This is a genomic window from Fusicatenibacter sp., assembly GCF_977045365.1.
Map to the genome: position 1 here is coordinate 59,300 of NZ_CDRRUH010000001.1, position 26,528 is coordinate 85,827.

General features: G+C 50.1%; 28 protein-coding genes and 2 pseudogenes. 18 read left to right on the forward strand and 12 right to left on the reverse strand.

Going from position 1 to position 26,528, the window contains the following annotated elements; translation table 11 throughout:
* Positions 1–27: 27 nt before the first annotated feature.
* Positions 28–1,104: an NAD(P)H-dependent flavin oxidoreductase gene (locus tag ACY2VW_RS00330; protein WP_461876606.1), complete on the reverse strand. Its 1,077-nt coding sequence runs from the start codon at positions 1,102–1,104 to the stop codon at positions 28–30.
* Positions 1,105–1,549: 445 nt separating this feature from the next.
* Here ACY2VW_RS00330 and ACY2VW_RS00335 point away from each other — a divergent pair, with 445 nt between their 5' ends.
* The 12 genes from ACY2VW_RS00335 (at position 1,550) to atpC (ending at position 12,627) form a co-directional block, all read left to right on the forward strand.
* The gene (locus ACY2VW_RS00335) at positions 1,550–2,128 is read left to right on the forward strand and encodes a nitroreductase family protein (RefSeq protein ID WP_461876607.1); all 579 of its coding nucleotides are present in this window, start codon (positions 1,550–1,552) and stop codon (positions 2,126–2,128) included.
* Between the two features lie 212 nt (positions 2,129–2,340).
* Positions 2,341–4,938: an alpha-L-rhamnosidase gene (locus ACY2VW_RS00340; RefSeq protein ID WP_461876608.1), complete on the forward strand. Its 2,598-nt coding sequence runs from the start codon at positions 2,341–2,343 to the stop codon at positions 4,936–4,938.
* Positions 4,939–5,205: 267 nt separating this feature from the next.
* Positions 5,206–5,490 carry an AtpZ/AtpI family protein gene (locus ACY2VW_RS00345; RefSeq protein ID WP_461876609.1) on the forward strand — a complete coding sequence of 95 codons (285 nt, stop codon included), beginning with the start codon at positions 5,206–5,208 and terminating at the stop codon, positions 5,488–5,490.
* A gap of 103 nt (positions 5,491–5,593) precedes the next feature.
* Positions 5,594–6,016, forward strand: a complete 423-nt coding sequence (locus tag ACY2VW_RS00350) for a hypothetical protein (protein WP_173815731.1) — start codon at positions 5,594–5,596, stop codon at positions 6,014–6,016.
* A gap of 166 nt (positions 6,017–6,182) precedes the next feature.
* On the forward strand, positions 6,183–6,944 hold the full coding sequence (locus ACY2VW_RS00355) for a F0F1 ATP synthase subunit A (protein WP_461873438.1): 762 nt from the start codon (positions 6,183–6,185) through the stop codon (positions 6,942–6,944).
* Between the two features lie 51 nt (positions 6,945–6,995).
* Positions 6,996–7,274 carry an ATP synthase F0 subunit C gene (atpE, locus tag ACY2VW_RS00360; protein WP_022462449.1) on the forward strand — a complete coding sequence of 93 codons (279 nt, stop codon included), beginning with the start codon at positions 6,996–6,998 and terminating at the stop codon, positions 7,272–7,274.
* A gap of 37 nt (positions 7,275–7,311) precedes the next feature.
* Positions 7,312–7,815, forward strand: coding sequence for a F0F1 ATP synthase subunit B (atpF, locus tag ACY2VW_RS00365; RefSeq protein ID WP_461873439.1), 504 nt, complete (start codon positions 7,312–7,314; stop codon positions 7,813–7,815).
* Complete coding sequence (atpH, locus tag ACY2VW_RS00370) at positions 7,812–8,351, forward strand: ATP synthase F1 subunit delta (protein WP_461876610.1); 540 nt, start codon at positions 7,812–7,814, stop codon at positions 8,349–8,351. Before atpF ends, atpH begins: the two co-directional genes overlap by 4 nt.
* Positions 8,352–8,360: 9 nt before the next feature.
* A complete protein-coding gene (gene atpA / locus ACY2VW_RS00375; RefSeq protein WP_461876611.1) occupies positions 8,361–9,890 on the forward strand; it encodes a F0F1 ATP synthase subunit alpha in 1,530 nt (509 codons plus the stop codon).
* Positions 9,891–9,908: 18 nt separating this feature from the next.
* Positions 9,909–10,775, forward strand: coding sequence for an ATP synthase F1 subunit gamma (gene atpG, locus ACY2VW_RS00380; protein WP_461876612.1), 867 nt, complete (start codon positions 9,909–9,911; stop codon positions 10,773–10,775).
* Between the two features lie 35 nt (positions 10,776–10,810).
* Positions 10,811–12,211, forward strand: a complete 1,401-nt coding sequence (atpD, locus tag ACY2VW_RS00385) for a F0F1 ATP synthase subunit beta (RefSeq protein ID WP_461876613.1) — start codon at positions 10,811–10,813, stop codon at positions 12,209–12,211.
* Between the two features lie 14 nt (positions 12,212–12,225).
* Positions 12,226–12,627, forward strand: coding sequence for an ATP synthase F1 subunit epsilon (gene atpC / locus ACY2VW_RS00390; protein WP_022462237.1), 402 nt, complete (start codon positions 12,226–12,228; stop codon positions 12,625–12,627).
* Between the two features lie 58 nt (positions 12,628–12,685).
* Here atpC and ACY2VW_RS00395 read toward each other — a convergent pair.
* The 3 genes and pseudogenes from ACY2VW_RS00395 to ACY2VW_RS00405 all read right to left on the reverse strand — a co-directional run.
* Positions 12,686–12,784, reverse strand: a pseudogene (locus ACY2VW_RS00395) (DUF6783 domain-containing protein); the annotation flags it as partial.
* The gene (locus tag ACY2VW_RS00400) at positions 12,774–14,132 is read right to left on the reverse strand and encodes a Na+/H+ antiporter NhaC family protein (RefSeq protein ID WP_461876668.1); all 1,359 of its coding nucleotides are present in this window, start codon (positions 14,130–14,132) and stop codon (positions 12,774–12,776) included. The gene ACY2VW_RS00400 and the pseudogene ACY2VW_RS00395, both read right to left, overlap by 11 nt.
* A pseudogene (locus ACY2VW_RS00405) lies at positions 14,023–14,310 on the reverse strand (DUF6783 domain-containing protein); the annotation flags it as partial. The gene ACY2VW_RS00400 and the pseudogene ACY2VW_RS00405, both read right to left, overlap by 110 nt.
* Here ACY2VW_RS00405 and ACY2VW_RS00410 point away from each other — a divergent pair.
* Positions 14,269–14,388: a DUF6783 domain-containing protein gene (locus ACY2VW_RS00410; protein ID WP_461876669.1), complete on the forward strand. Its 120-nt coding sequence runs from the start codon at positions 14,269–14,271 to the stop codon at positions 14,386–14,388. The pseudogene ACY2VW_RS00405 and the gene ACY2VW_RS00410 overlap by 42 nt on opposite strands.
* 7 nt (positions 14,389–14,395) lie before the next feature.
* On the opposite strand, the gene aguB is transcribed toward ACY2VW_RS00410, so the two are convergent.
* The 7 genes from aguB to ACY2VW_RS00445 form a co-directional block, all read right to left on the reverse strand.
* The gene (gene aguB / locus ACY2VW_RS00415) at positions 14,396–15,274 is read right to left on the reverse strand and encodes an N-carbamoylputrescine amidase (protein ID WP_461876614.1); all 879 of its coding nucleotides are present in this window, start codon (positions 15,272–15,274) and stop codon (positions 14,396–14,398) included.
* Complete coding sequence (gene aguA, locus ACY2VW_RS00420; RefSeq protein WP_461876615.1) at positions 15,271–16,401, reverse strand: agmatine deiminase; 1,131 nt, start codon at positions 16,399–16,401, stop codon at positions 15,271–15,273. The genes aguB and aguA overlap by 4 nt, the downstream gene beginning before the upstream one ends.
* Positions 16,373–17,506 carry a carboxynorspermidine decarboxylase gene (gene nspC, locus ACY2VW_RS00425; protein WP_461876616.1) on the reverse strand — a complete coding sequence of 378 codons (1,134 nt, stop codon included), beginning with the start codon at positions 17,504–17,506 and terminating at the stop codon, positions 16,373–16,375. The genes aguA and nspC overlap by 29 nt, the downstream gene beginning before the upstream one ends.
* Positions 17,507–17,510: 4 nt before the next feature.
* Entirely contained in the window at positions 17,511–18,770 is a 1,260-nt protein-coding gene (locus ACY2VW_RS00430; RefSeq protein WP_022462242.1) for a saccharopine dehydrogenase family protein, read from the reverse strand.
* A gap of 515 nt (positions 18,771–19,285) precedes the next feature.
* Positions 19,286–19,816: a GNAT family N-acetyltransferase gene (locus tag ACY2VW_RS00435; protein ID WP_461876617.1), complete on the reverse strand. Its 531-nt coding sequence runs from the start codon at positions 19,814–19,816 to the stop codon at positions 19,286–19,288.
* 2 nt (positions 19,817–19,818) lie between these two features.
* Positions 19,819–20,337 carry a peptidylprolyl isomerase gene (locus ACY2VW_RS00440; protein WP_055227969.1) on the reverse strand — a complete coding sequence of 173 codons (519 nt, stop codon included), beginning with the start codon at positions 20,335–20,337 and terminating at the stop codon, positions 19,819–19,821.
* Positions 20,338–20,393: 56 nt separating this feature from the next.
* Positions 20,394–21,596: an aspartate kinase gene (locus ACY2VW_RS00445; RefSeq protein WP_461876618.1), complete on the reverse strand. Its 1,203-nt coding sequence runs from the start codon at positions 21,594–21,596 to the stop codon at positions 20,394–20,396.
* Between the two features lie 244 nt (positions 21,597–21,840).
* Here ACY2VW_RS00445 and tsaE point away from each other — a divergent pair, with 244 nt between their 5' ends.
* The 5 genes from tsaE to ACY2VW_RS00470 all read left to right on the forward strand — a co-directional run bounded on the left by tsaE (position 21,841) and on the right by ACY2VW_RS00470 (position 25,037).
* On the forward strand, positions 21,841–22,260 hold the full coding sequence (tsaE, locus tag ACY2VW_RS00450) for a tRNA (adenosine(37)-N6)-threonylcarbamoyltransferase complex ATPase subunit type 1 TsaE (RefSeq protein WP_022462246.1): 420 nt from the start codon (positions 21,841–21,843) through the stop codon (positions 22,258–22,260).
* Between the two features lie 116 nt (positions 22,261–22,376).
* Complete coding sequence (gene tsaB / locus ACY2VW_RS00455; protein WP_461876619.1) at positions 22,377–23,129, forward strand: tRNA (adenosine(37)-N6)-threonylcarbamoyltransferase complex dimerization subunit type 1 TsaB; 753 nt, start codon at positions 22,377–22,379, stop codon at positions 23,127–23,129.
* Positions 23,126–23,581: a ribosomal protein S18-alanine N-acetyltransferase gene (gene rimI, locus ACY2VW_RS00460; protein WP_461873451.1), complete on the forward strand. Its 456-nt coding sequence runs from the start codon at positions 23,126–23,128 to the stop codon at positions 23,579–23,581. The genes tsaB and rimI overlap by 4 nt, the downstream gene beginning before the upstream one ends.
* A gap of 168 nt (positions 23,582–23,749) precedes the next feature.
* Complete coding sequence (locus tag ACY2VW_RS00465; RefSeq protein WP_461876620.1) at positions 23,750–23,992, forward strand: hypothetical protein; 243 nt, start codon at positions 23,750–23,752, stop codon at positions 23,990–23,992.
* A gap of 46 nt (positions 23,993–24,038) precedes the next feature.
* A complete protein-coding gene (locus ACY2VW_RS00470) occupies positions 24,039–25,037 on the forward strand; it encodes an alpha/beta fold hydrolase (RefSeq protein ID WP_461876621.1) in 999 nt (332 codons plus the stop codon).
* Positions 25,038–25,109: 72 nt separating this feature from the next.
* Here ACY2VW_RS00470 and ACY2VW_RS00475 read toward each other — a convergent pair whose 3' ends face one another.
* The gene (locus ACY2VW_RS00475) at positions 25,110–26,198 is read right to left on the reverse strand and encodes an MFS transporter (protein WP_461876622.1); all 1,089 of its coding nucleotides are present in this window, start codon (positions 26,196–26,198) and stop codon (positions 25,110–25,112) included.
* Between the last annotated feature and the right edge of the window lie 330 nt (positions 26,199–26,528).

Consider the following 26,528-nt stretch of genomic DNA (forward strand, 5'->3'; position numbering starts at 1 on the left):
TGGGAAGGAAAGTCACTACTAAATTTTTTATTTTTTGCTGTCCGGCAGGGATTCCCCGGCCAGTTCCGCCATCAGCTCCGGCACAGTGGTCATGTGATCGAGACGCCATGCGTTTTCCCCGCAGAAAAGAAGAGCGTTGTCGGTATCGCCATCGGCAGCGCGGGCCAGGGCTGTGGTAATACAGTAGGGAATGGAGGCTTTGTCGCATTTTTTGAGGCACTGGTAGCAGTGTGAGATTTTTTCCCGTTCCTGTTCGCGTTCCCTCAGAAACGGATTGCGGATTGCGCGGCCCGGCATGCCGACCGGACTGTGCATGATCGTGATATCTTCTTTTTTTGCATTCAGGTATGCCTGCTTGTAGCGCGGATCGGCGTCGCATTCTTCCGTGACAACGAAACGGGTAGCCATCTGGACACCTGCGCAGCCAAGCGACAGATAGTGGAGGATATCCTCGTGGGTGTAGACGCCTCCGGCAAAGACGACGGGGATGGTACAGGCGTATTTTTCTTCGTAGCCATGTACGATCTGCAGAATTTCCCCGATTTCGTCATCGTAGCCGCGCGCGGCTGTCTCTTCTACGGTTTCGGCGGAGTAGCCGAGATGGCCTCCGGCTGCAGGACCTTCGATGACAACGAGATCAGGAACGCGGTGATAGTGATTGTCCCAAAGCTTCAGAAGAACTTTGGCAGTCCGGGGCGGGGAAACGATAGGGGCGAGCTTGATGGAGCTTCCTTTTGTGTATTTTGGCAGATCGGTCGGGAGACCGGCCCCGGAGATGATGAGATCGGCTCCGTTTTCGATGCAGCAGCGGACGTATTCCTCGTAGTGGGTCAGGGCGCACATGATATTGACGCCGATGATGCCGCCGTTTGAAATTTCTTTGGCGCGGCGGATGTGGAAGGCGAGTGCGCGGAGATTGGCACTTAAGGGATCACGCGCGAATTCCGGATCGCGCCAGCCGGGCTGGGCGGCGGAGATGACGCCGATTCCGCCGGCTTTGGCAACGGCACCGGCGAGGGATGAGAGGCTGATGCCGACGCCCATTCCGCCTTGGATGATGGGGTATTTGGCAACTAAATTTCCTATTTTTAATTCTGGTAACATGAGTAAATTCTCCTTTTTGATGAGTGGACAATCCGAATGTCTGCCGCCGCGCCGGGAATGTTCCTCCAGGGCGGCGCGGTTTCGGAGGCCAGGAAACTCTAAGGCTCTGTGATTTTGCTAAGGGCGCTTGAAAAAACGGCGAACTCGCTGCGCTCAGACAGTGCCGTTTTTCCAAGCAACGCAAAATCCCAGAACCTAAGAGTTTGCAGGCCTCCTGCAAATGCGCCGTCCTGGAGGAACATTCCCGGCACAGCGGCAGACCGGATCTGGTATTGATAAAATAAATGATGTAAAATACCGTATTATCTGGTTTTGAAAACTAGATATATAATACTTTGAATATCAAAGCATGTCAAGAGGGAAAATGAAAAAGGTGATTGATAGAGGGGGAGAGGTGTGGTAGAGTGGGGACAGAAAGCAAATTTGATGCAGGAGGTTATGAGAAATGTTAAAGGATCTGGTATTAAAAAACAGGAGTTATCGTGGTTTTGATGAGTCGGTGAGGATTTCGCGGGAGACGTTGGAAGGGTTTGTGGATTGTGCGCGGCTTTGTCCTTCTAGTGTGAATAAGCAGCCGTTGAAGTATTTTCTGGCGTGGGAGCCGGAAGAAGTGGAGAAGGTGCAGGGGCTGACAAAGTGGGCGCGGGCGCTGCCGGAGATGGTTTTGCCGCATCCGGGGAAACGGCCGACGGGGTTTGTTGTGATCTGTCAGGATAAGGGGATTGATGAGAATCTGAACCGGTATCAGAAGGATGTCGGGATTGTGGCGCAGACGATGCTGCTTGCAGCGGTGGAGCAGGGGCTTGGCGGCTGTATGATCGGGAATTTTCAGGCGGGTGAGGTAATGGAGGTACTTGGACTGCCCGAGGAGATCCGGCCGCTTTTGATTGTGGCGTTTGGAAAACCGGCGGAGGAGATTCATCTGGTGGATGTGCCGGAGGAGGGGAATACGAATTATTACCGGGATGAGAACGATGTGCATTATGTGCCGAAGCGGTCGCTGGAGGATGAGCTGCTGAATTGAAGATAAGATAGAGATGGGAATAAAAATGTCGGATTTGTGGTAGAGAATCCGGCATTTTTGATATAAAGAATGGGGGAAAAGAGGTATGATACAGGGGTGCAAATAAAGATGTTTTTTCCTGCAAAACAGAACCTTTTTTCTCGAAAGTGATCATGATAGAATGGAGAAAAATGGGGGATTTTTCAAAAATAAAATAGAGGAGGATATTGCAAATGAAAATTTATCACGCACAGGTAAATCATCTGGAAAATCCGATGGGGTTCCGGATGGAGAGAACGGTCTTTTCCTGGAAGGTGAAAGACGCGGAAGGAAAAAAACAGAGCTATGCAAGAATCCGTGTAGCATCGGATGCAGCGATGGAGCATCTGCTGTTTGATTCCGGAGAGGATGATAAGGCGAGCAGTCTTTTCTATCCGGTGAAGCTGGATCTGGAGCCGAGAACGCGGTATTACTGGAACGTGGAAGCGGGCAGTGATGCCGGGGAGACGGCGGTGAGTGAGGTACAGTTTTTTGAGACCGGAAAACGGAACGAAGCATGGACAGGAAAATGGATTTCCTGTGACAGTAAGGAGAGCCGTCATCCGTATTTTGAAAAAGAAATTGTTCCGGCAAAAGAGGTAGCGAAGGCCCGGCTGTATGTCTGCGGACTTGGACTGTATGAGGTGTATGTGGATGAGAAGCGTGTCGGGGATGAGTATCTGACGCCGTACAGCAATGATTACAATGAATGGGTACAGTACCAGACGTATGATGTGACAGAGGAGGTTTCCAAAAAGGGAACGCTTCGAGTGCTGCTTGGAAACGGCTGGTATAAGGCGCGGTTTGGATTCAGTGCGTTTGAGGACAAGGGATTTTACGGCAATGAGTGGAAGCTGATTGCGGAGCTGCATCTGACGTATGCGGACGGAACGGAGGATGTGATCGGCACGGACGAATCGTGGCAGGTGCGGCGCAGTAAAATTGCATTCTCGAACCTTTACGACGGTGAGCACCGGGACGACACGCTGCCGGAACTGCCATTGGAGAGGGCGGTTCTCTGTGAAGCACCAAAAGGAGAACTGACGGAACGGATGAGCCTTCCGGTGACGATTCATGAGACGTTTGAACCAAAAGAACTGCTTCATACTCCGGCCGGCGAGCTGGTCTTCGATATGGGACAGGAGTTTACGGGAATTTTCAAGCTGCATGTCAACGTACCGGCAGGAACCAAAGTTCATGTTCAGACAGGTGAGATTTTGCAGCGCGGCAATTTCTACAATGACAATCTGCGGAGTGCAAAATCCGAATACATCTATATTTCCGATGGAACCGAAATGGATCTTGTGCCGCATTTTACGTTCTACGGCTACCGTTACGTGAAGATCGAAGGCATTCCGGATCTGAAAAAAGAGGATTTCACGGGTCTGTCTTATTACAGCAACATCACAGCGACAGGCTGGATGAAAACAGGAAGTGATTTGGTCAATCAGCTCATCAGTAATGTACGCTGGGGCTTAAAGTGCAATTTTGTGGATGTCCCGACTGACTGCCCGCAGCGTGATGAGCGCATGGGCTGGACCGGCGATGCGCAGGTATTTTCGCCGACGGCAATGTATCTCGAAGATACGTATGCATTCTATGCAAAATATCTGTATGATATGGCAAAAGAGCAGAGTGTGCTGGATGGAAGAGTACCGTATGTTGTGCCGTCTTCCGGTGTGGAAGAGGCGGCCTGCGTCTGGGGTGATGCCGCGTGCATCATTCCGTGGAATCTGTATCTGTTTTACGGGGACAAGAGTATTCTGGAAGATCAGTTTGTGAGCATGAAATCGTGGGTGGATTACATCACGAAAGTGGATGGGGATAACCACGGCTGGCGGTATGTTTTCCACTTCGGCGACTGGCTTGCGCTGGACAATCCGGTACAGGGAGCAGAACAGGTGATGGGAGCGACGGACGAGGAGTTTATTGCCAATCTGTACTATGCGATCAGTGCGGGAATCGTGGCAAAGGCAGCCGGTGTGCTGGGATACCGCGAGGAGCAGAAAAAATACCAGAAGCTGTCTGACGAACAGTTTGCTGTGGTACAGGAAGAATATTACAGTGCGACAGGCCGCTGCTGCATCAAGACACAGACGGCTCTGCTGCTGACACTGAAATATCACCTGTCGAAGAATGAAGAACTGACAAAACAGCAGCTGTTAAAGCTGTTTGAGCAGAGTGGTCACAAACTGAAAACAGGATTTGTCGGAACACCGCTGCTGAACAACGTGCTGACGGACAACGGTATGAACGATCTCGCATACGAACTGCTGCTGAACGAGGAATTTCCGGGATGGCTTTATGAGGTTAAGCTTGGTGCAACTACTGTCTGGGAGCGATGGAATTCCCTTCTTGCAGACGGCACGATTTCCGGCATCAGTATGAACAGTATGAATCATTACGCGTACGGCTCCATTCAGGAATGGATGTTCCGCCATGTCGCCGGCATCAACACGATGGAGTCCCATCCGGGTGTCAAAACCGTACAGTTTGCACCGACGCTGAACTGGGATCTGAGGTATGCAGAGGCAAAATATGATTCTGCATCGGGAATGTACGGCATTCGCTGGGAGCTTTCCGACAAAGAGCACGTTACCATTACCATGGATGTACCGTTCGACTGCACCGCAGAAGCCGTGCTTCCAATGGTGGCCGAAAGTGAAAAAGAGGCGATTGCAGAAGTACTAGGATTGGAAGAAAACGGCAGATACCTGCTGATGCCGGGACACTATGAAGTAAGCTATCGGCTTTCCTGTTGGAAAGAAAAACCGGCAGTATGTGTAGAATAAAACTACAGTTTTTTTCAAAAAATAAGAAGCGAGGTGAACGCTGCGATTCCGCAATGGGACAAAATAAGAAAATTGTTCCGATTGTTATGAAAAGAATATAAATAAAAACAAATAATTTGAAAGAGACACAAAATCGTTTGTTTTATAAACGGATTTATGGTACAATCTGACTAAGCGGTTACAAAAATGGAAGTGTGTTTTGGGGAAAATGAAACAAGACACAGATCCGAAGGTCTGACAAAAAGAGACGGCAGAAAGGGACAGGATATGAAGAAGTGGACGGGGATGATTACCAATCTCACAATGTTAACACAATTCGGATTGTCCCTTGTGACGCCTCTTTTTCTTTGTCTGGCACTCTGCTGGTGGCTTTGCGACCGCTTTTCGGTTGGAACATGGATTTATCTGATCGGCTTTTTCTTCGGCATCGGAGGCGGCGCCATGACAGCCTGGAAATTCGGGCAGAGTGTTCTGCGGCATCAGAAACGCATCGAGACGGAGCCGGACGGAAAAAAGAAGAAAAAACGGGTGTCTTTCAACCGACATATTTAGAGCGTGTCTGAAAAAGCTTTCACAGTTGACAGAAATCAAGTGGCAGAGAAAAGATTTCAGACTGATTTTAGGGGAAAATCCCTTAGAAAGGAAACGAGGCGATATGAGTAATTTCGGAGACAAGGTCCAGCCGGCCGTAAAGCAGGAGACAAAAAATGTTGCCATCTATACCGTCGTCGGCGTGGTTGTGATGTGGGTCGGGTTTCTGATCCTGCACCTGATCTGGCCGGAAAAAATCCCATTTGACTATCGGGTGATCCTCGGGGGAATCGGAGGCGGTGCCGTTGCGGTGCTGAACTTTTTCCTGATGGGCATGGCAGTACAAAAAGCAGTGTCCGAGACAGACGAGGCGGGAGCAAAACGGCGGATGCAGGCAAGCTATTCGCAGAGAAATCTGATGCAGATGCTCTGGGCAGTTCTGGCGATTGTGCTTCCATGTTTCCAGTTTGCCGCAGGAATCCTGCCGCTTTTAATTCCGGGAACGGCCATCAAGCTGATGGGCATAAAAAACAGCATAAAGCGCTGAACCTGATTTGTGGCGAAAGCCGCAAAGACGGGACGGCGTTTTTTAACCGAAGCTGCGAAGCAGTTGTTCGGTTATGAGCAAGCAGCAAAGCGGATTGCGAAGATCTGCTTTGACAAAAGGTTCCTGTTTTTTATTTTATTTTATAAAGAGGAGGTGAGAAAAGAGAATGGAGGTTGATATCTCCGGTGCAAAAGTCTTTTTTACGATCCCGATCGATTTTCCGCTGTTCGGGAAAATTCAGATCAGCGAAACGCTGGTGGTAAGCTGGATTGTAATGGCACTCATTACCGGACTTTGCATCTGGCTCACAAGAGATTTGAAGATACGGAACATCTCCAAACGCCAGGCGGTGGCAGAAATGATTGTGGAAACCGCAAACAAATTTGTCATCGGCAACATGGGAGAAAAATTCCGGTATCTGATTCCTTTTGTGTCGGCACTTTTCGCGACCAGCGTTGTCTCAAACCTGATCAGCCTGATCGGACTTCGAAGTCCGACAGCAGATCTTTCCACCGAGGCGGCCTGGGCTGTTGTGGTTTTCATCATGATCACGACACAGAAGATCAAAACCAACGGTTTTGGCGGATATCTGAAAGGTTTTACGACTCCGATTGCGGTTATGACACCGTTTAACGTTTTGTCGGAGCTTGCAACGCCGGTTAGTATGGCGTGCCGTCACTTTGGAAACATCCTTTCCGGCGTTGTCATCAATGCCCTGATCTACGGATCGTTGGCACTGGCAAGCGGAAAGCTGCTGGGACTGCTTCCCGGCGTGCTCGGAAGAACCCTTTCACAGATCCCGATTCTGGATGTCGGTATTCCGGCTGTCACATCGGTCTACTTTGACTGGTTTTCCGGCGTGATGCAGGCCTTTATTTTCTGTATGCTGACTGTCATGTACATTGCGAATGCAGCAGAGGAAGGCTAAAGAGATTAAAAAAATGAAGTTTACAAAAAGAAAATACAGGAGGAAAACAAGATGGATTTTCAGATTTTAGCAAAAGGTATCGCTCTCGCAGGATGCGCAATCGGCGCAGGATGCTCCCTGATCGCAGGTATCGGACCTGGTATCGGTGAAGGTAACGCCGTAGCAAAGGCACTTGAGGCAATCGGACGTCAGCCGGAGTGCAAAGGCGATGTAACAAGTACGATGCTTCTTGGCTGTGCGATCGCAGAGACAACCGGTATTTACGGTTTCGTAACCGGCCTGCTTCTGATCTTCGTTGCACCGGGAATGTTCATGAACTTCCTGAAATAGCTGCAAGGAGTAAATTATTGCTAGGAGGAAAGAAACTATGCAGGTTCAGGAACTGGTAGGAATTGTCCCCTGGACTTTTATCGCACAGATCTGCAACCTTTTCATCCAGATGTATCTGATCAAACGGTTCCTTTTCAAACCGATCAATGAGATGCTGGAAAAACGGCGTGCGGCAGCCGACGCGGAGATTACAGACGCAGAGGCGGCAAAAAAGGAAGCCAACGCTATCAAAGAGGAATATGAGCAGAATATGCAGGATGCCAAGGCAAAAGCCAACGAGATTCTCGAAAGCGCCAGAAAGACAGCAACGCTGCAGAGCGAGAAAATCGTAAAAGAGGCTTCCGAACAGGCGGCTGCCCTGAAAAACAAGGCAGAAAAAGAGATTGCCCAGGAGAAAAAGAAAGCGGTCAATGAAGTCAAAGGCGAGATCGGCGGCATTGCCATGGATATTGCCGGAAAAGTCATTGAGCGCGAGATTAATGAAAAAGACCATGAGAAGCTGATAGATGAATTTATATCGAATGTAGGTGAAGCATCATGACAGAAACTGCCAGAGTATACGGTGGGAGCCTGTATGAGCTGGCCCAAGAGGAACATCTCGAAGAGAAAATTCTTTCCGAGATGAAAGAGATCCGCGCTCTGTTCCGGGAAAACCCGGAGTATCCGCGCCTTTTATCGGAGCCTTCGATTCCGCGAAAAGAGCGGATCGGGCTGATCGACGCGGCATTTGGCAGCCAGGCGGAACCGTATTTGGTCAATTTTATCAAACTGCTGTGTGAAAAAAATCTTCTCCGTGAATTCGGCGGATGCCAGGAAGCGTTTCAGCGCAGATACTTTGCGGCGCACAACATTGCCGAGGCAGTTGTGACGAGCGCAGCATCCCTGTCGAAGGAACAGGAAGAGCTTCTGAAGAAAAAACTGGAAACGATGAGCGGAAAAACGGTCGTGATGGAACTGAAAACCGATCCGTCCGTTCTGGCGGGTGTCCGTGTGGAGCTCGACGGAAAGCTGTTTGACGGAACCGTAAAGGGACGTTTGTCCGAGCTTTCCAGAAGAATCAGCGATACAGTGGTGTAGGAGGAAAACATGCAACTGAAACCAGAAGAAATATCCAAGGTCATCCGCAGCCAGATCAAATATTATGAAAATGCGATCCGGCAGGATGAGACAGGCACCGTTCTGATGGTCGGAGACGGAATCGCGAGAGCCAGCGGTCTTTCGAACTGCATGGCAGGCGAGCTGCTGGAGTTCGAGGATGGAAGCTATGGAATGGCACAGAACCTCGAAGAAAACAGCGTATCTGTCGTTTTATTCGGCTCCGGCGAGAACATCAGCGAGGGACAGCTTGTAAAAAGAACGGGAAAGGTCGTTTCGGTTCCGGTCGGAGAAGGTATGATCGGACGCGTTGTCAACGCGCTCGGCCAGCCAATTGACGGCGCAGGCCCGATTACGGCAGCAGAGTACCGTCCGATTGAAAGCCCGGCACCGGGCATCTGTGAGAGAAAAGGTGTTAACCAGCCGCTGCAGACCGGCATTAAAGCGATCGATTCCATGGTTCCGATCGGAAGAGGTCAGCGAGAGCTGATTATCGGAGACCGTCAGACCGGAAAGACAACGATCGCAACAGATACCATTCTGAACCAGAAAGGCAAGGATGTGATCTGTATCTACGTTGCGATCGGACAGAAACGTTCGACAGTAGCGTCTCTGGTAGAGAATCTTGAGAAAAACGGCGCAATGGCGTACACCATCGTCGTGGCAGCAACGGCATCCGAAGCGAGCCCGCTGCAGTATATTGTACCGTACTCCGGCTGTGCCATGGGCGAGTACTTTATGTATCAGGGAAAAGATGTGCTGATCATTTACGATGATTTAAGTAAGCACGCAGTTGCATACCGTGCACTCTCCCTGCTGATCCGTCGTCCGCCGGGACGTGAAGCTTATCCGGGAGATGTCTTCTATCTCCATTCCAGACTTCTGGAGCGTGCCGCAAAGCTGGACGATGAACACGGCGGCGGTTCCATGACGGCACTGCCGATCATTGAGACCCAGGCAGGCGATATTTCCGCCTATATTCCGACGAACGTTATCTCCATCACAGACGGACAGATTTTCCTTGAGACAGAGCTGTTCCACTCGGGCGTTATGCCGGCGGTAAACCCTGGCGTATCCGTATCCCGTGTCGGCGGAAATGCGCAGATTAAGGCGATGAAGAAAGTAGCCGGAACTCTGAAACTGATCTATTCCCAGTACCGCGAGCTGGCAAGCTTTGCACAGTTCGGATCCGATCTGGATGCCGATACCAAGGCGCGTCTGGAGCAGGGTGTGCGTATTGTGGAAGTATTAAAACAGAACCAGAATGCACCGGTTCCGGTAGAAAAACAGGTGGCCGTTCTTTATGCGGTAACGAAAGGAATTCTGTCAAAGGTTGCAGCAGAGGATGTCCGCGCCTATGAGGACGGACTGTATACCTGGCTTGATACCGATGCAGAGGGTGCTGCCGTGATGCAGGAGATTTCCGCGACCGGAAAACTCGAGGCGGATACCGAGGAGAAGCTGAAAAATGCCCTCGAATCGTACACCGAAAACTTTATCAATACAAGACCTGCAAAATAAGGAAAGAAGGAGGAGCCTATGGCTGCAAACATGAAAGCCGTAAAGCTGCGGATCAAAAGTGTCGAAAGCACGATGCAGATTACCAAGGCGATGGAACTTGTAGCGTCCTCCAAGCTGCGAAAAGCGAAGGAGCGGGCTGATACCTGCCGTCCGTATTTTCAGGAGCTGTACCGCACTTTGCAGGATATTGCAAAAGGAAACACGGAATTCTATTCCATTTATGCAAAAGAGGCAAAAAACGAGAAATGCTGCTACGTGCTGGTTGCCGGAGACCGCGGTCTTGCGGGTGGATACAATGCCAATCTGTTCCGATGCTTTGAGGCCGATGCCAAAGGAAAAGAGATCTGCGTGGTTCCGGTCGGCAAAAAGGCAGTGGAGTATGCAAAATCCCGGAAGCTGGACATTCTGACGGACAGCTTTGCCGAGATCGCAAATCTTTCCGTGGCAGACAGCTTTGAGATCGCGCGTGTACTGTGCCGTGAGTTCCGGAAAGGGACCTTCGGACATGTGGAGCTTTGTTACACAAAATTCGTGTCGATGCTGTCGCAGATGCCGGTTTCCGTGCCGATCCTGCCTCTGATTGACATTGCAAAAGAGGACGGAGAGGATCCGGAAGCGAAAAAAATCCGGAATCTGATCCTGTACGAGCCAAACGGTGTCGAGGTATTCGAAGCGATTGTGCCGGAATACTTAGGCGGCCTGATCTACGGCGGTATCTGTGAGAGTGTGGCAAGTGAGCTTGCGGCACGCCGTACCGCAATGGAGGCGGCAACGGGAAATGCAGAGGAGATGATTGAACAGCTCAATCTGTATTATAACCGTGCCCGTCAGGCAAGCATTACGCAGGAGATCACGGAGATCGTCGGCGGTGCGGAAGGCGTGTAAGAGTGGAAACAAGAAAAGTGAGGAGAAGTCGTTAAATGAGTGAAAAACACATTGGCGAGGTTGTGCAGGTAACGGGTCCTGTTCTGGACATCCGTTTTCCGGAAGGAGAGCTGCCGGCACTTCTGAACGCCATCGAGATAGACAACCACGGCGAGAAACTGGTTGTGGAAGTGGCGCAGCAGACGGGCGACAATATGGTCCGCTGTATTGCCATGAAATCCACAGACGGACTCGTCCGCGGAACAAAAGCAGTTGACACGGGCGGCCCGATCGCCGTTCCGGTCGGAGAGGAGTGCTTAGGCCGCGTGTTCAACCTGCTCGGTGAGACCGTAGACAATAAGCCGGCACCGGAAACAGCAGAAAAATGGCCGATCCACCGCGATCCGCCGTCCTACGAGGAGCAGGTTCCGGCAACGGAAATCCTCGAAACCGGAATCAAGGTCGTTGACCTGATCTGCCCGTATGCCAAGGGCGGAAAAATCGGTCTGTTCGGCGGTGCCGGTGTTGGAAAAACAGTCCTTATCATGGAGCTGATCCACAACGTGGCAACGGCACACGGCGGACTTTCCGTTTTCACCGGTGTCGGAGAGCGTACCCGTGAAGGAAATGACCTTTACAATGAGATGAAAGAGAGCGGTGTTATTGACAAGACAGCACTGGTCTACGGACAGATGAACGAGCCGCCGGGAGCGCGTATGCGTGTCGGACTTTCCGGCCTTACCATGGCAGAATACTTCCGTGATGTGAAAAATCAGGATGTGCTGCTGTTCATCGATAATATTTTCCGATTTACGCAGGCAGGTTCCGAGGTTTCGGCTCTGCTTGGCCGTATGCCGTCCGCAGTAGGATACCAGCCGACGCTGGCAACCGAGATGGGCGCACTGCAGGAGCGTATCACTTCCACGAGAAAGGGTTCCATCACATCGGTACAGGCCGTTTATGTGCCGGCCGATGACCTGACTGACCCGGCTCCGGCAACGACATTTACCCATCTGGATGCCACGACGGTACTTTCCCGTGAAATTTCCAGCCAGGGTATTTATCCGGCCGTTGATCCGCTTGATTCTACCAGCCGTATTCTGATACCGGAAATCGTGGGTCATGAGCACTATGAGGTAGCGCGTGCCGTACAGCAGGTGCTGCAGAGATACAAAGAGCTGCAGGATATCATCGCCATCATGGGTATGGACGAGTTGTCCGAAGAGGATAAGCTGACGGTCAGCCGTGCCCGTAAGGTGCAGCGTTTCCTGTCCCAGAGCTTCTCGGTAGCAGAGCAGTTTACCGGTATGGAAGGAAAATACGTGCCGTTAAAAGAAACCCTGCGCGGATTCCGCATGATCCTCGATGGCGAGTGCGACGATCTTCCGGAGAGCTGCTTCCTGTTTGCAGGTACCATCGACGAGGTATTTGAAAAAGCAAAAGCACTGAATCAGTAAAGGAGGAATGACGTATGAGTACATTTCCCTTACGTGTCGGCACGCCGGACGGACTTCTCTATGAAGGCGACGTAGCGCGCGTTGTCTGCAGAACCATCAGCGGCGACCTGGCAATTCTGCCGGGCCACTGCAATTACTGCACTGCACTCGGTATGGGCGAGGCGCATATTGTGCTGGAGGACGGAACGAGAAGAAATGCCGCCTGCATCGGCGGAATGCTTTCCATGATGAACGGGGTCTGCCGTGTCCTGGCAACAACCTGGGAGTGGGAAGAGGATATTGATGCAGAGCGCGCCGAGGCTGCCAAACACAGGGCCGAGCAGGCGCTGGCAAACGGCGGTCTGACAGACAAAGAATACCGTATTGCCGAAGCCAAGCTGCAGCGTGCGCTGGTGCGGCTGAGTGTAAAAGAATAAAAAAACAAAAAAATCCTTCGACGAATCCGGGAAAATCCGATCGTCGAAGGATTTTTTTAGTGCGTGTTTGAAAAATCATTTCCGTAATCTGCAAGCCACACTTTACGGTGTGTTTTGTCCTTATCCGGTTGACGCAGACTGTATTTTTAAAGAGCAAAAATTCCGCAGATTAAAAATCCCGCTACGGCGAGAGCAGCACTGATCAGGACGTAAGGAAACTGCGACACGGCATGTGACATATTGTCAATCTCGCAGGTCGCGGAGGAAAGAACCGTTGCGTCGGAATAGAAGCATGCATGGCTTCCGAAAACACCGCCGGATACGACAGCGCCAAGCGCCAGAAGTACATTAGCATCAAGGGCGATGGCAAGCGGAACAACGATGGAAACGGCTACGGCCTCAATTCCCCAGAAAGAGCTGGTGACAAAGGTCAGAACTGCAATGACAACAAAAATAATAGCTGCCAGTGTTTTGGCATTCATATACGGAACACACAGGTTGATGACGTATTCCGAGAGTCCCATTTCGCCGCAGGCAGTCTTGATCATAAAGGATGCAAGAAGAATGGCGAGAACCGGAAGAATATCTGCAAAGCCGGCAAAGAACAGTTCCACGTACCGCGTAAAGGTCATTTTTTTCCGCGGAAGATAAAGAATCATACAGGAAGCAAGAGCAAGAATAATCGCCTGCATCATATCCTGTGTAGCTACTGTCACACCGATCAGAATACCGATGGGGATCAGAAAATCCAGTATATTTCCGGGATTGGTATTTTCGGGCGGGTAATCAACGCTCATTCCGGCCATGGCAATGTCAACGGAAGGGGCATTGTGCATTTTGGGATGCTCCGGTGTCTGCTCTTTCTTTTCCAGATCGGTATAGGCATCTTTCATTTTTCCGAGCTTTGGCATCAGTTTGCAGGCAAACAGAATGACAACCAGAAGTGCAGTCATCGGATAAAACATATAAGGAAGCACTTTTAAGTAAACACTCATACCGGTGGAAAAGCCCATATTGAGAATGTCCGGTTCCTGAATAAAAACACCGGAATAAAAAACTACCCAGGTGGAAAAGGGAATCAGTGCACAGACAGGTGCACCGGTTGAGTCAATGATATAGGCAAGGGCCTGGCGTGGGACTTTTCGTTTATCACAGACATCCTTCATACAGGTTCCAACGGTCATGATGTTGAGATAATCATCGACAAAAATAATGATTCCGAGAAATACCGACATCATCATGGTGATCCGTTCATTTTTACAGAAACGGCTTAACAGGTTGGAAAAACCAAGTGTTCCTTTTGCCTCGCGGAGCAGGAAGATGAAGCCTCCGAACAGTCCGCAGAGAAGAAGAATATACTGGTTGTCTGCGTTGCTGATCTCCGAAAGCAGCAGATCACACCAGGGTCCGATAAAAGCCGCTTTGTACATGATGAGATAGGCAACCAGGGTTCCGAAAATCAGAGCTTCGAAAGATTTTTTCGTTTTTAATGCAAAAATCAGCATTGCCGCAGGCGGCAGCAGACATAAAACTCCATATTGCATAGCGGTTCTCCTTTGTAGTTAGAAATGTGATGCAGCGCACCGCTGTAGAGCGTGTCTGAAAAAGCATTTCCGCAATCTGCAAGCCCCACTTTGCGGTATATTTTACCCTCATTCGGTTGCCGTAGCCCGCTACGCCGCCCTCATTCGGATAAAATCTCCCACAAACTGGGACTCGCAGCTCACGAAAAGCCTTTTTCAGACACGCTCTAGGAAGTGACAGGTCTTTACTGTTTCGTCATGATACGGTAGGTTTCCGGCCGCCGGTCGCGGAAAAGCCCCCAGGAAAAACGTTCTTCGCGCAGGGCATCCAGATCGAAGGAGGCATACAGGATTTCCTCGGTATCTCTTCCGGCCGATGCCACGAGTTCACCGGTTGCATCGGCAATAAAAGAAGAGCCGTAGAAAGTAAGGGAAGAGGACTGGCCGCCATTTTCTTCACAGGGCGTTACGGTTTCAGTACCAATCCGGTTTGCAGCAGCAACCGGAACAAGATTTGCGGCAGCATGTCCCTGCATGACGCGCCGCCAGTGCCCGCTGCTGTCTACATTCAGGATCGGCTCACTTCCGATCGCGGTAGGATAGAGCAGGATCTCAGCTCCCTGAACAGCCATACATCGTGCTGTTTCCGGAAACCACTGGTCCCAGCAGATGCCGACGCCGACGGTTCCAAAACGTGTTTCAAAGACCTTGAATCCCGTATCCCCGGGAGTGAAATAGAATTTTTCCTGATAAAAATGGTCGTCCGGGATATGAGTCTTGCGGTAAACGCCAAGAATCGATCCGTCTGCATCAATCATGGCGATCGAGTTGAACAGGCGCTGAATATCCCGCTCATAAAAGCTGACCGGAATCACGACCCCAAGTTCTTTGGCAACAGTCTGAAAACGCCGGACGGCGGGATTTTCTGCCAAAGGCAGGGCATAATCATAATAGTCGTATCGCTTTTCCTGACAAAAATACGGTCTTTCAAACAATTCAGGAAGAAGGATAAGATTGGCTCCGTTTACAGCAGCTTCACGGACCATAGTCTCTGCTTTATCTATATTTTCCTGTACCTGGCTGCAGCACGAAAACTGCAGTGCGGCAATTTTTATATTTCTCATAATCCGTTTCCTCGTTTCTTTGCCGGAATCTGCTGTGTAATGCAGTGAATGTTGCCTCCGCCGGTCAGAATGACGCGTGCATCGATCGGAAGGATCTGTCGATCCGGGAAGCATTTTCCGAGAATTTCTGCAGCCACGGCATCGTTTTCATCGCCGAACCGGGGAAGAAGGACACAGTGATTGGCAAGATAAAAATTGATATAGCTTGCGGCAAGACGTTCCCCGACTTCCCGCTGATCTTCGCCATCCTCAAAATCATAGCCGAGAAGATCATCGTCTGTAATACAGATGGGATGCTTCGGAATGGGCAGCTTGTGAATCACAAAGCTTCGGCCCTTTGCGTCAACCGTATGGGAGAGAAGATCAAAAGCAGCCCTGCTTCTGGCATACTGCGGATCGTTTTCGTCATCTGTCCAGGCAAGAAGAACTTCTCCGGGCTTTACAAAGCAGCACATATTATCGATATGGCCGTTGGTTTCATCGTTGTAAATGCCCAAAGGAAGCCAGATGATTTTTTCAACCGAAAGATACTGACGCAGCTTTTCCTCGATTTCTGCTTTGGAAAGAGAAGGATTGCGCCCCGGACTCAGCAGACATTCCTCGGTCGTAAGCAGAGTTCCTTCCCCGTCAACATGGATGGAACCGCCTTCCAGAACAAAGGGGCGGGCATTATAGAAGGAGTCACCGAGAAAACTGCAGATTCGTTCCGGAACCTCCCGGTCATGCTCAAAGTGGGAATACAGACCGTCATACTGGCCGCCCCAGGCGTTGAATTCCCATTGAATGCCTCTTCGTCCACCCTGATCGTTGACCACAAACGTAGCGCCGGTATCTCTCGCCCAGGCATCCTCTGTCGGGGCTTCGATCAGATGAATCCGGTCGGAGGAAAGCAGTTCCTGTGCCGATGCTTTATCCTGTGGCCGGACGAAGAGATAAACCTGCTCATAAGCGGCAATTGTTTCTGCAATTTCTGCAAATGCCGCTCTTGCCGCTTTTGCCCCGTAATTCCAGGAACCGGGACGCCACGGCCAGATCATCAGCGTGCCTTCGTGGGGCTCGAATTCGCCCGGCATGTAAAAGCCATCGGCTTTTGGGGTTCTAAGACAATCGGTTTTTGAAATCTTCATATCCAAACTCCTTTATCATTCGGCAGTTTCCAGCTTTGTCCATCACCGCGATGGAAGGGAGTGGGATTCCGTTAAAGGTATTGGTTTTTACCATCGAATAGATCGCCATATCTTCAAAATACAGTCTGTCACCGATCCGGATTTGGGAATCGAAGGAATATTCGCCGATTACGTCGCCTGCCAGGCAGGTATTGCAGGAAAGACGGTAGGTATAAGGCTTTTCCCCGGGCAGTCCGCTGTCTTTGAGCGGAGGGCGGTACGGCATTTCAAGCACATCCGGCATATGGCAGGCAGCGGAAGTGTCAAGAATTAAAATTTTTCCGTTATTTTCGACAATATCGAGAACTTCCGTGACATTGTAGCCTGCGTTTAAGGCAACCGCTTCCCCGGGCTCCAGGTAAATCTGAAGACCATACGTTTCTTTCATATGGTTGATACAGGAAATCAGGCGTTCGATATCGTAATCCTCACGGGTGATATGATGACCGCCCCCCATGTTGAGCCAGTTCATTTTAAAAAGCCACTTGCCGAATTTTTCTTCCACGGCGCGCAGCGTGGTTTCCAGATCATCCGAATTCTGTTCACAGAGGGTATGAAAATGAAGACCGTCCACAAGATCGGCCAGTTCGTCTGTAAAGTCGCAGGCGCGGATGCCCATGCGGGAGCCGGGCGCACAGGGATCATAAATCGCATGGCCTTCCTGTGTGGAGCATTCCGGGTTGATGCGAAGTCCGGCTTTTGCGGTTCCGGAAGCCTTAAGTACGGGGAGGTACGTTCGGAGCTGCTTTTCTGAATTGAAAATAATGTGATCGCAGATCTGTGCGAGTTCTTCCATATCCTGCGGGCGGTAGGCCGGAGAATACACATGATTCTCCAGCCCCATTTCTTCTTTGCCAAGCCGCGCTTCATAGAGTCCGCTGGCAGTCGTTCCGCTGATGTATCTTCCAATCAGCGGATATTCCGAAAAGCAGGAAAAGCATTTCTGAGCCAGCAGAATTTTTGCACCGGTGCGTTCTTCTACCTGGTGCAGGAGCTTTAAGTTTTCTTCCAGTTTGCCTTCATCAATGACAAAACAGGGAGTTGGCAGTTCGTTTATCTTATACATAGGCTTAATCTACTAAAACAGGATTTTCTACGACCTTCCACGGAAGCCCCCACTTGTTGAGTGCTTCCATGTACGGATCCGGATCGAATTCATCTGTGGTGTAGACACCCGGTTTGTTCCAGAGGCCGTTCACGACCATCATGGTTCCGATCATGGCCGGAACGCCGGTGGTGTAGGAGATTGCCTGAGACTCTACTTCCCGGTAGCATTCCTGGTGGTCACAGACGTTGTAAATGTAAATGCTTCTTTCTTTTCCGTCCTTGATACCGGTAAAAATACAGCCGATGTTGGTTTTACCCACGGTGCGCGGACCAAGGGTGGAAGGATCCGGGAGAAGCTCTTTTAAAAACTGGATCGGTACGATCTGCTGTCCGTTGAAGGTAATCGGAGTGGTAGAGAGAAGTCCTACATTTTCCAGACATTTCATATGGGTCAGATAGCTCTGGCCGAAGGTCATGAAGAAGCGGATTCTTTTTACGCCCGGGATGTTTTTGGCAAGAGCCTCAATTTCTTCATGGTGAAGAAGGTACATATCCTTCTCGCCTACCTCATCGAAGTTATATTCCCGTTTGATCGACATTGGCGGAATTTCTACCCAGTGGCCGTTTTCCCAGTAAGAGCCGGGAGCGGATACCTCGCGGAGGTTGATTTCCGGATTGAAGTTGGTTGCAAACGGATATCCATGATCGCCGCCGTTGCAGTCCAGAATATCAATGGTATGGATTTCGTCGAAGTAATGTTTCTGCGCATAGGCTGCAAAAACGCTGGTGACACCCGGATCAAAGCCGGTTCCGAGAAGACCGGTGATGCCGGCTTCTTTGAAACGGTCCATATAAGCCCACTGCCAGGAATAATCGAAGTAGGCAGAAAAGCCAAGCTCTTCACATCTCTTTTCGTAGATTGCGCGCCATGCCGGATCATCTGTATTTTCTGCTTCGTAATTTGCGGTATCGATGTAAGGAACCTTACATGCGAGGCAGGCATCCATAATGGTGAGATCCTGATAAGGAAGAGCCAGATTCAATACGGCATCCGGCTGATACTGTTTGATTAAGGCGATTAATTCTTCTGTGCAGTCAGCATCCACCTTTGCTGTTGTGATAATCGTTTTTGTGGTCGGAGCCAGCTTTTCTTTTAAAGCATCGCACTTGGAAAGTGTGCGGCTTGCAATCATAATTTCAGAAAATACTTCACTGTTCTGGCAGCATTTGTGGATGGCTACGGATGCAACACCGCCGCATCCGATGATCATAACTTTTGACATTGTTTGGTTCTCCTTTTTCAGAAAATGGTGTTGGGTTCATCTTTGGCTATAAGCACGAAAAAAAGACAGATGACGTGCATCATCTGTCTAAAAATCGAAATTTATACATGATCGTATTGTGCAAACTTCAGGGGATGGGCAAAAATCCAGGCTTCCCCCTGTTTTCCTATGCAGAAATATATAGTCACGTACTCTTATTGACCGTTTCATAAGATGATGTGCTCGTCGTAGAGCATCGATTATAAAGTAATCAACTCATAAAATTTGCGCTTTTAACGCAATCAATAATGTGGCTCTTAACCACGCTCGGCAACTACCCCTGCCTGTCCGTCGGTTTTTTACCAGGGGCATATATTTTGCATAAGAACAGAATTGTTCGCTTGCAGTTTCAAATTATAAAGTGAAATGACACGGATGTCAAGAAAAATTTATGAAAAATCAAACAATTACAAAAAATGCCCCGGAACATGCGAAAGGGTTTTTCAAACATGCTCCGGGGCAGAAGAGTTAAAACATTACAGGGTGATCCAGTAACGCTCCAGTGTTTCGTTTTCGTCTGCATGATAAGCGGTGCCGTCGAACCGGCCGCCGTTTTTCAGAATCGTTCTGCGGCTTCCCTCGTTGGTATCCAGGCAGCAGACCAGAATTTCGGAAAGACCGAGGCTTTTGCAGTACGGCTGCACATTTTTCAGCATCCAGGAGGCATAGCCTTTTCTGCGTTCTGACGGGCGGACGGAGTAGCCGATGTGGCCACCGTAGGTGCGCAGAAAATCGTTCAGGTAGTGGCGCACCTGAATCATGCCGACAAGGCAGTTGTCTGATTTGCGGATGCACAGAAACTGTGTTGCGAGAACCATGCCCTCCGGCAGAGTCTCCTCTCTGGTATAACGCATGGTATCTTCAAGATACGCCTTCATATCATCAAACCGGCGGAGCGGTCCGCAGCCGTCCATGGAATCGCTGTTTTCCAGAAAATCGTTCCGGTAGGCGGCGAGCTCGGCGAAGTATTCCTCCGACGGTTCAACTAACATCAGTTCATCGTTCATTCTCAGCATTTCTCCGGTTCCGGATACTCGACACCGAAGGTCTCAACGGTAACGGTAGCCATTCTCTGCGGCTGCAGCGGTTTGTCGCTGTAGTCTGTGTTGACGGATGCGATTTTATCTACGACTTCCAGGCCTTCTGTTACTTTTCCGAAAGCAGCGTATGCGCCGTCCAGATGCGGAGCGGCTTTGTGCATGATGAAGAACTGGCTTCCTGCGCTGTCCGGGAACATGGTACGTGCCATGGAGAGAACGCCTGGGGTGTGAGCGAGGTTGTTCTCAAATCCGTTCTGGGAGAACTCACCCTTGATGCAATAGTCCGGGCCGCCGGCGCCTGTGCCTGCCGGATCTCCGCCCTGGATCATGAATCCCGGGATGACACGGTGGAAGATAAGGCCGTCATAGAAGCCTTTTTTTACCAGACTGATGAAGTTGTTTACGGTGTTCGGGGCGATTTCCGGGTAAAGCTCTGCTTTCATCACATCGCCGTTTTCCATAGTAATTGTAACGATTGGGTTGGACATCATTGTGTTCCTCCTGATTTTGAAAATATTTTTTATGAGACGATCCAGGCAGATGATTACTCAAGGAATGTCTCGTGAATCGCACGCATCGCCTGATCTGCGTATGCTTCGTCGATCAGTGCAGTGATGCGGATTTCCGAAGTGGTAACCATCTCGGTATTGATTCCTGCATTGGCGAGTGCGCCGAACATTTTGGCAGCCACGCCTGAATGGGAGCGGACACCGGCTCCGATGACGGAAACCTTTGCCACGTTCTCGTCATAATCCAGCTTTTTGATGCCGAGCAAATCCTTGTTGTCGTTCAGCACATCGATCGTGCGCAGCATATCCGGCTTTGCAACGGTAAAGGAAACGGACTTTGTGCCGTCCTTTCCGAGTGACTGAATCATGACATCAATGTTCAGATTGTTCCGATCCAGTAAATTTAAGAGGCGGAATGTGCTCTCCGGATCGTTGCCAAGGCCTGCAACACGGATTTTTGCCACGTTTTTGTCGGCAGCCACGCCGCTGATTAACATTTTTTCCATTTTGGTTTTCTCCCTTACCATCGTTCCGGAATTCCGGTTCAGACTGGAGCAGACCAGAAGTTCCACGCCGTATTTTTTTGCGATTTCCACGCATCTGCTGTGAAGGACTTTTGCGCCGAGCGAAGCCATCTCCAGCATTTCATCGTAAGTTACCTCTTCCATCTTGCGCGCGTGCGGCACAATCCGCGGATCTGCGGTGTAGACACCGTCTACATCGGTGTAGATTTCACAGACATCCGCGTGCAGCTCTGCTGCGAGGGCAACTGCCGTCGTATCGGAGCCTCCACGTCCGAGCGTTGTGACATCATCGTATTTGTTGATGCCCTGGAAGCCGGTGACAACGACAATTTTGTTGTCATCCAGCTCTTTGCGGATGCGCTCGGTGTCGATCCGTTTGAAGCGCGCGTTCTGGTAATTGGAAGTCGTGTGCATCGGTACCTGCCAGGCATTTAAAGAAACAGCACTGACACCCATCTGGATCATGGTCATGGCCATCAGAGAGACGGAAACCTGTTCACCGGTGGAGAGGAGCATATCCATCTCGCGGCGGGACGGTTTTTCCGTAATCTGTTTTGCGGTTGCGATCAGTCCGTCCGTCGTTTTTCCCATCGCGGAGAGAACGACAACGACCTGGCTTCCGGCCTGCTGTTTTTCGATGCAGCGCTGTGCTACATTGCGGATGTGCGCAAGATCTGCGACGGAGCTTCCGCCAAATTTCATTACAGTCAGCATAACGGTTTTGATCTCTTTCCTTTTTGATTTACGCGGATAAAATGCGCAGAGCGTGTTTTACCGCATGTTCCGGGCCGAAAACAGGAGTGGGATGTTTTTTGGCCGCGAAATTCTGATACATAGTATAGCGAAAACAGATAGAAAAAGCAAGGAAAAGCACAAGGAAAAGCGGTTTCGTTCTGCGGTTGTATTACTTTTTTGTTTGTGTTAAAATGATAGGCAGAAAAAGAGGAGAAGAAAGCATATGATCATAGAAACAAATTCTGCGTCGGAGACGCTTGCCCTTGGCGAAAAGCTGGGAAAAGCGGCGAAGCCGGGCCAGATTTATACATTAAACGGAGACCTTGGTGTTGGAAAAACCGTTCTGACGCAGGGCTTTGCAAAAGGACTTGGCATCACAGAGGCAGTCAACAGTCCTACATTTACCATTATTCAGGAATATACCGAAGGGCGCCTGCCATTTTATCATTTTGATGTTTACCGGATCGGTGATATAGAAGAAATGGAAGAAATCGGATACGATGATTACTTTTTCGGTGAGGGTGTCTGCCTGATCGAATGGGCAGAACTGATTGAAGAGCTGATCCCGGAGGGTGCGATTTCGATTACGATAGAAAAAGACCTCGAGAAAGGGTTTGATTACCGGAAAATTACGGTGGAATAAAAGAAAAAATCCTGAATGTGGTGGAAAACAAAGGGGATCGCAAAGATTCCTGTTTCCGGCAGATTGTCAAAATAAGTTGGCACAGGAAGGAAATATCGGAAAGGAAATAAAAAAATATGAAAATACTTGCACTGGACAGCTCCGGCCTGGTGGCTTCGGTGGCTGTCGTTGAAAATGAGACATTGCTTGCGGAGTACACCGTAAATTATAAAAAAACACATTCCCAGACGCTTCTGCCGATGCTGGATGAGATCTGTAACATGACAGAGCTGGATCTTTCCACCATCGACGCCATCGCAGTTTCCGGCGGTCCGGGTTCTTTTACCGGCCTTCGCATCGGTTCCGCAACGGCGAAGGGACTTGGACTGGCGCTCGACAAGCCGCTGATTTCCATTCCGACAACAGCGGCAATCGCGTACAATATCTGGGATACCGACAAATTTGTCTGCCCGATCATGGATGCGAGAAGAAATCAGGTGTATGCGGGACTTTACTGCTATACGGATCATCATCTCGACACAATCTGGGAGCAGGATGCACTCAGCATTGATGCACTGGCTGAGGGTCTGAACTGCCTCGACCACGAAGTGATTTTCCTCGGGGACGGCGTTGCGGTTTACCGGGAAAAATTAGAGGCACTGCTGACGATTCCGTTTTCCTTTGCACCGGCACACGTCAACCGCCAGAGAGCGGCAGCCGTCGGAGCACTGGCTGAGGTCTATTACAAAGAAGGTAAGATTCAGACGGCAGAAGAGCACGAGCCGGAATACCTGAGAAAATCGCAGGCGGAGCGTGAAAGAGCGGAGCGGGAATCTGTGAAGCATGCCGATGTGGTGAAAAAACAGGAGAACGGAGAAAAAAGCGAATGATCACAATCCGTGAAATGCAGATCGATGATCTGGAGCAGGTGATGCCGATTGAGGAGGCCAACTTTTCGATTCCGTGGACAGAGACGGGATTTTTTACATTTCTGATCCGGGACGACGCGCTGTTTCTCGTTGCGGAGGAGGACGGCGAAATTTTAGGATATCTCGGAATTCTGATTTCGTTTGATGAGAGCGAGATTACGAATGTCTGCGTGGCAGAAAAGGCGAGACGGCGCGGCATCGGACGCGCGCTGATGGAGGAACTGTTCCATCGGATGCAGGAAAGAAAGGTGCGCGTGATTCATCTGGATGTGCGCCTTGGCAATACGCCGGCGCGGAATCTGTATGAGAGTCTTGGCTTTGTGCAGGACGGCCTCAGGAAGGGGTACTACGATCTTCCGAAGGAGGATGCGGTGCTGATGAGCCGGACGGATGAATCGGTTCCGAAGCGGTAGAGAGAAATTGTTATTGTATACGCATTTAACGCACGGGACTTTCCTTTCATTCCCAGTAGGAATGGCGGGAAAGGTGTGTTACAATCGACAGGACACAGGAAAATCTGATTTCTGTTTTGTGTCAGGAACGAAGAAAGAAACGTTTTTTGATACACGGGAGGAAGAAAAATGCGGAAATACAACAAAAACACGAATGAGCTGGAAGCGGCGGTGTGCAACTGCTGCGGAAAAAGCATGAAAATACAGAATGGAATGCTGCTGGAGGGGATCTGCTCAGTCGACACGACGTGGGGGTACTTTTCCGGGAAGGACCTGGAAAAGCATGAGTTTGATCTGTGCGAGGAGTGCTACGATCGGATTACATCGTCGTTTGCGGTTCCGCCGGAAATTTCGGAGGACACGGAGGTTTAGAATTTCGGGCAGTTCGGCATCGTTCTGGAGGAAAGGGGAAGGTGCAATGCAAAGAGGTTTTACGATTCAGTCGAAGGTGGATGGACTGGTGCTTGACGGGCTTGTGGTGGAGCCGGAGGAGGGCGTACAGCGGACGGCGCTTCTGCAGCTCAGCCATGGAATGAGCGAGTACAAGGAGCGGTATCTGCCGTTTATGGAGTTTATGGCGGAACACGGTGTGGTGTGTGTGATTCATGATCACCGCGGGCACGGAAAGAGTGTGAAGTCGGAGCAGGACCTCGGATTTATGTACGGCGCGGGCGGCGCAGGGCTTGTGGAGGATCTGTTTCTTGTCACGAAGTGGGCAAAGAAGGAGTACCCGGATCTTCCGTTTGTTCTGATGGGACACAGTATGGGATCCCTGGTTGTGCGCGCATACGCGAAGGAACACGACCAGGAGCTGGATGCGCTGATTGTGTGCGGTTCGCCGAGCAAAAATTATCTGCGGCCGCTGGGTGCGGCTGTAGGACACGCGGAGGCGGCGGTGCTCGGGGATGAGCATCGGAGCAATCTTCTGGAGGCGATGTCGTTTGGATCGTTTGCGGCGCGGTTTGCGGATGAGAAGAGCCGGTTCGCCTGGTGCTGTTCGGACCCGGAGGTGGTGCGGGAGTATGAAGAAAACCCACTCTGTGGTTTTACGTTTTCGGATGATGCTTTTTTTGCGCTGAATGACCTGCTGAAGGAGACGTATGGCTTCCATGGGTGGCATTGTACGAACCGGAAGCTGCCGGTGCTGTTTTTGTCCGGCGGGGATGATCCTTGCTATGTGAATGTGCGGCGCTTTAAAAAATCCATCGACCATATGCGGCTGATCGGGTACCGCAATGTCAGGGGAAAGCTGTATCCGGGAATGCGGCATGAGATACTGAATGAGAAGGAGAAGTACCGCGTATATGGCGATATTTGGAAGTGGTTAAAGAGAGAAAAAGTGGTGGAGAATGTGGAGGAAGAAAGCACACCCCCGCAGACTCCGGACGGCGTTCCGGCAGGGAGCGGCGGTGTTTGATCATTTTTTGAAAAAAACGCTCATCAGCAAAAAACTGATGAGCGTTTTTCCATGAAAGTAAATTTTTGACGATCACATGATCCATCCAAACACGGTGGAAAGGACGATCATAATCATGGAAAAGACAAACGAGTTCACCGACATCAGCGTCGCCCGCTGCCTGGACGGGATCATGTCATTGAGCAGAATATCGGTCCGGACTTCGAGAAAATCATCGGAAAAGGATCCGACAAATCCGCCGAAGACCATAAGGAGCGGTAGGCCGGTAAAGCTCATAATAAAGGCGAAAAGTACACCGATCGTGCCAAACAGCAGAATCGCGCGGTAGCGGTATTTGTGAAAGTATGCCGTCATCCGCGATCCCAGTGCCGCGCCGAGTCCCATCACGAAGAGGGCGGGTCCAAGCAGTGCGCTGTTCATGCCGGTGAGAGGTAGCTTCGCCTGTAAAAAGAAGAGAACCAGTGTGGAAATGGCACCAATGAGTGCATTCACCAGCATAATATTTCTTGCTTTTTTCTCACGGACAAGAAACTGCCAGCTTTCCTGTACGACCGAAACGATTTCCTGTCCAACAGGATAATGAACTGGTGTTTCGTCCGTTTTTACTTCCGAAAGGCGGAACGAAATGCCAAGCGCAATCAGCCCGAAGAAGAGATCAATTGCATACGCGCGCCGGTATCCCAGGCACAGGGCAAGGCCTGCACAGAGCGTTGCGGTGGAATTGGTGATACGGTACAGCATCATTTCAGTAGAAGAAAAACGGGCATAAAACCCTTCGTTCCCGCTCTGTTTCAGACTGTCATATGCAAGCGCCTCCCGTGTGCCGGATGCAAGGTTATAGCTGAGCGCACTGCAACCAAGCGCAAGCGCCGTTGTAGCAAAACCGGTGGAAAAAATCATCAGCGTACCGGAAATCAGGGAGGTCATCTGGCTTGCAATCAGCGTTTTCCGTCGCCCGAAAACATCGGCGACAACGCCGGAGGGGAGTTCAAAGCAGAGGCTCACAATATGGAAAATACTTTCGAGCATCCCGATCTGCAGCAGCGAAAATCCTCGGAGCGCGAGCAGTGCAACCCACGAAGCCGCCGCAATCTGAAAATAGCCGACCGTGGTCATAAGATATAAAGTTCGTATTTGTTTTCTGATATTTTTCTCAGACATAAAAAATCTCCTTATCAAAATATAGTAAAATTCTGATTGGGAGATACGTGCGTTTTCTATAGAATGTTAAGAATTCAAAAAGTGAAGTTTACTTAAAAAAGAGCGCACTATCCCCATAAACAGCTGAAACATCGCCATTTGTGAGGTGAAGAAACTGGTTTTTCCAGATCATAGTGCCACTCCTTTCGTAATCATAATTTTTATCAGAATACCACCGGAAACGGAAAAAGTCAAAGAAAAATTTTGAAAAAAATTCAAAAAACTATTGACTTTCAAGTACACTTTAATGCTACAATTTTCTCAACAATACTGAGGAAACGAAGGTTTTCC

Bases quoted from the DNA above. Each gene is read 5' to 3' on its own strand.
- ACY2VW_RS00345 (WP_461876609.1), top strand. From the start codon at position 5,206: ATGAAGAAGTGGACGGGGATGATTACCAATCTCACAATGTTAACACAA.
- ACY2VW_RS00335 (WP_461876607.1), top strand. From the start codon at position 1,550: ATGTTAAAGGATCTGGTATTAAAAAACAGGAGTTATCGTGGTTTTGAT.
- ACY2VW_RS00440 (WP_055227969.1), bottom strand. From the start codon at position 20,337: ATGTCCAACCCAATCGTTACAATTACTATGGAAAACGGCGATGTGATG.
- ACY2VW_RS00475 (WP_461876622.1), bottom strand. From the start codon at position 26,198: ATGTCTGAGAAAAATATCAGAAAACAAATACGAACTTTATATCTTATG.
- nspC (WP_461876616.1), bottom strand. From the start codon at position 17,506: ATGTATAAGATAAACGAACTGCCAACTCCCTGTTTTGTCATTGATGAA.
- ACY2VW_RS00470 (WP_461876621.1), top strand. From the start codon at position 24,039: ATGCAAAGAGGTTTTACGATTCAGTCGAAGGTGGATGGACTGGTGCTT.
- ACY2VW_RS00350 (WP_173815731.1), top strand. From the start codon at position 5,594: ATGAGTAATTTCGGAGACAAGGTCCAGCCGGCCGTAAAGCAGGAGACA.
- ACY2VW_RS00435 (WP_461876617.1), bottom strand. From the start codon at position 19,816: ATGAACGATGAACTGATGTTAGTTGAACCGTCGGAGGAATACTTCGCC.
- ACY2VW_RS00430 (WP_022462242.1), bottom strand. From the start codon at position 18,770: ATGTCAAAAGTTATGATCATCGGATGCGGCGGTGTTGCATCCGTAGCC.
- aguA (WP_461876615.1), bottom strand. From the start codon at position 16,401: ATGAAGATTTCAAAAACCGATTGTCTTAGAACCCCAAAAGCCGATGGC.
- atpD (WP_461876613.1), top strand. From the start codon at position 10,811: ATGAGTGAAAAACACATTGGCGAGGTTGTGCAGGTAACGGGTCCTGTT.
- atpE (WP_022462449.1), top strand. From the start codon at position 6,996: ATGGATTTTCAGATTTTAGCAAAAGGTATCGCTCTCGCAGGATGCGCA.
- atpH (WP_461876610.1), top strand. From the start codon at position 7,812: ATGACAGAAACTGCCAGAGTATACGGTGGGAGCCTGTATGAGCTGGCC.
- ACY2VW_RS00400 (WP_461876668.1), bottom strand. From the start codon at position 14,132: ATGCTGATTTTTGCATTAAAAACGAAAAAATCTTTCGAAGCTCTGATT.
- ACY2VW_RS00330 (WP_461876606.1), bottom strand. From the start codon at position 1,104: ATGTTACCAGAATTAAAAATAGGAAATTTAGTTGCCAAATACCCCATC.
- rimI (WP_461873451.1), top strand. From the start codon at position 23,126: ATGATCACAATCCGTGAAATGCAGATCGATGATCTGGAGCAGGTGATG.
- atpF (WP_461873439.1), top strand. From the start codon at position 7,312: ATGCAGGTTCAGGAACTGGTAGGAATTGTCCCCTGGACTTTTATCGCA.
- ACY2VW_RS00355 (WP_461873438.1), top strand. From the start codon at position 6,183: ATGGAGGTTGATATCTCCGGTGCAAAAGTCTTTTTTACGATCCCGATC.
- aguB (WP_461876614.1), bottom strand. From the start codon at position 15,274: ATGAGAAATATAAAAATTGCCGCACTGCAGTTTTCGTGCTGCAGCCAG.
- ACY2VW_RS00340 (WP_461876608.1), top strand. From the start codon at position 2,341: ATGAAAATTTATCACGCACAGGTAAATCATCTGGAAAATCCGATGGGG.
- ACY2VW_RS00445 (WP_461876618.1), bottom strand. From the start codon at position 21,596: ATGCTGACTGTAATGAAATTTGGCGGAAGCTCCGTCGCAGATCTTGCG.
- atpG (WP_461876612.1), top strand. From the start codon at position 9,909: ATGGCTGCAAACATGAAAGCCGTAAAGCTGCGGATCAAAAGTGTCGAA.
- tsaB (WP_461876619.1), top strand. From the start codon at position 22,377: ATGAAAATACTTGCACTGGACAGCTCCGGCCTGGTGGCTTCGGTGGCT.
- tsaE (WP_022462246.1), top strand. From the start codon at position 21,841: ATGATCATAGAAACAAATTCTGCGTCGGAGACGCTTGCCCTTGGCGAA.
- atpC (WP_022462237.1), top strand. From the start codon at position 12,226: ATGAGTACATTTCCCTTACGTGTCGGCACGCCGGACGGACTTCTCTAT.
- ACY2VW_RS00465 (WP_461876620.1), top strand. From the start codon at position 23,750: ATGCGGAAATACAACAAAAACACGAATGAGCTGGAAGCGGCGGTGTGC.
- atpA (WP_461876611.1), top strand. From the start codon at position 8,361: ATGCAACTGAAACCAGAAGAAATATCCAAGGTCATCCGCAGCCAGATC.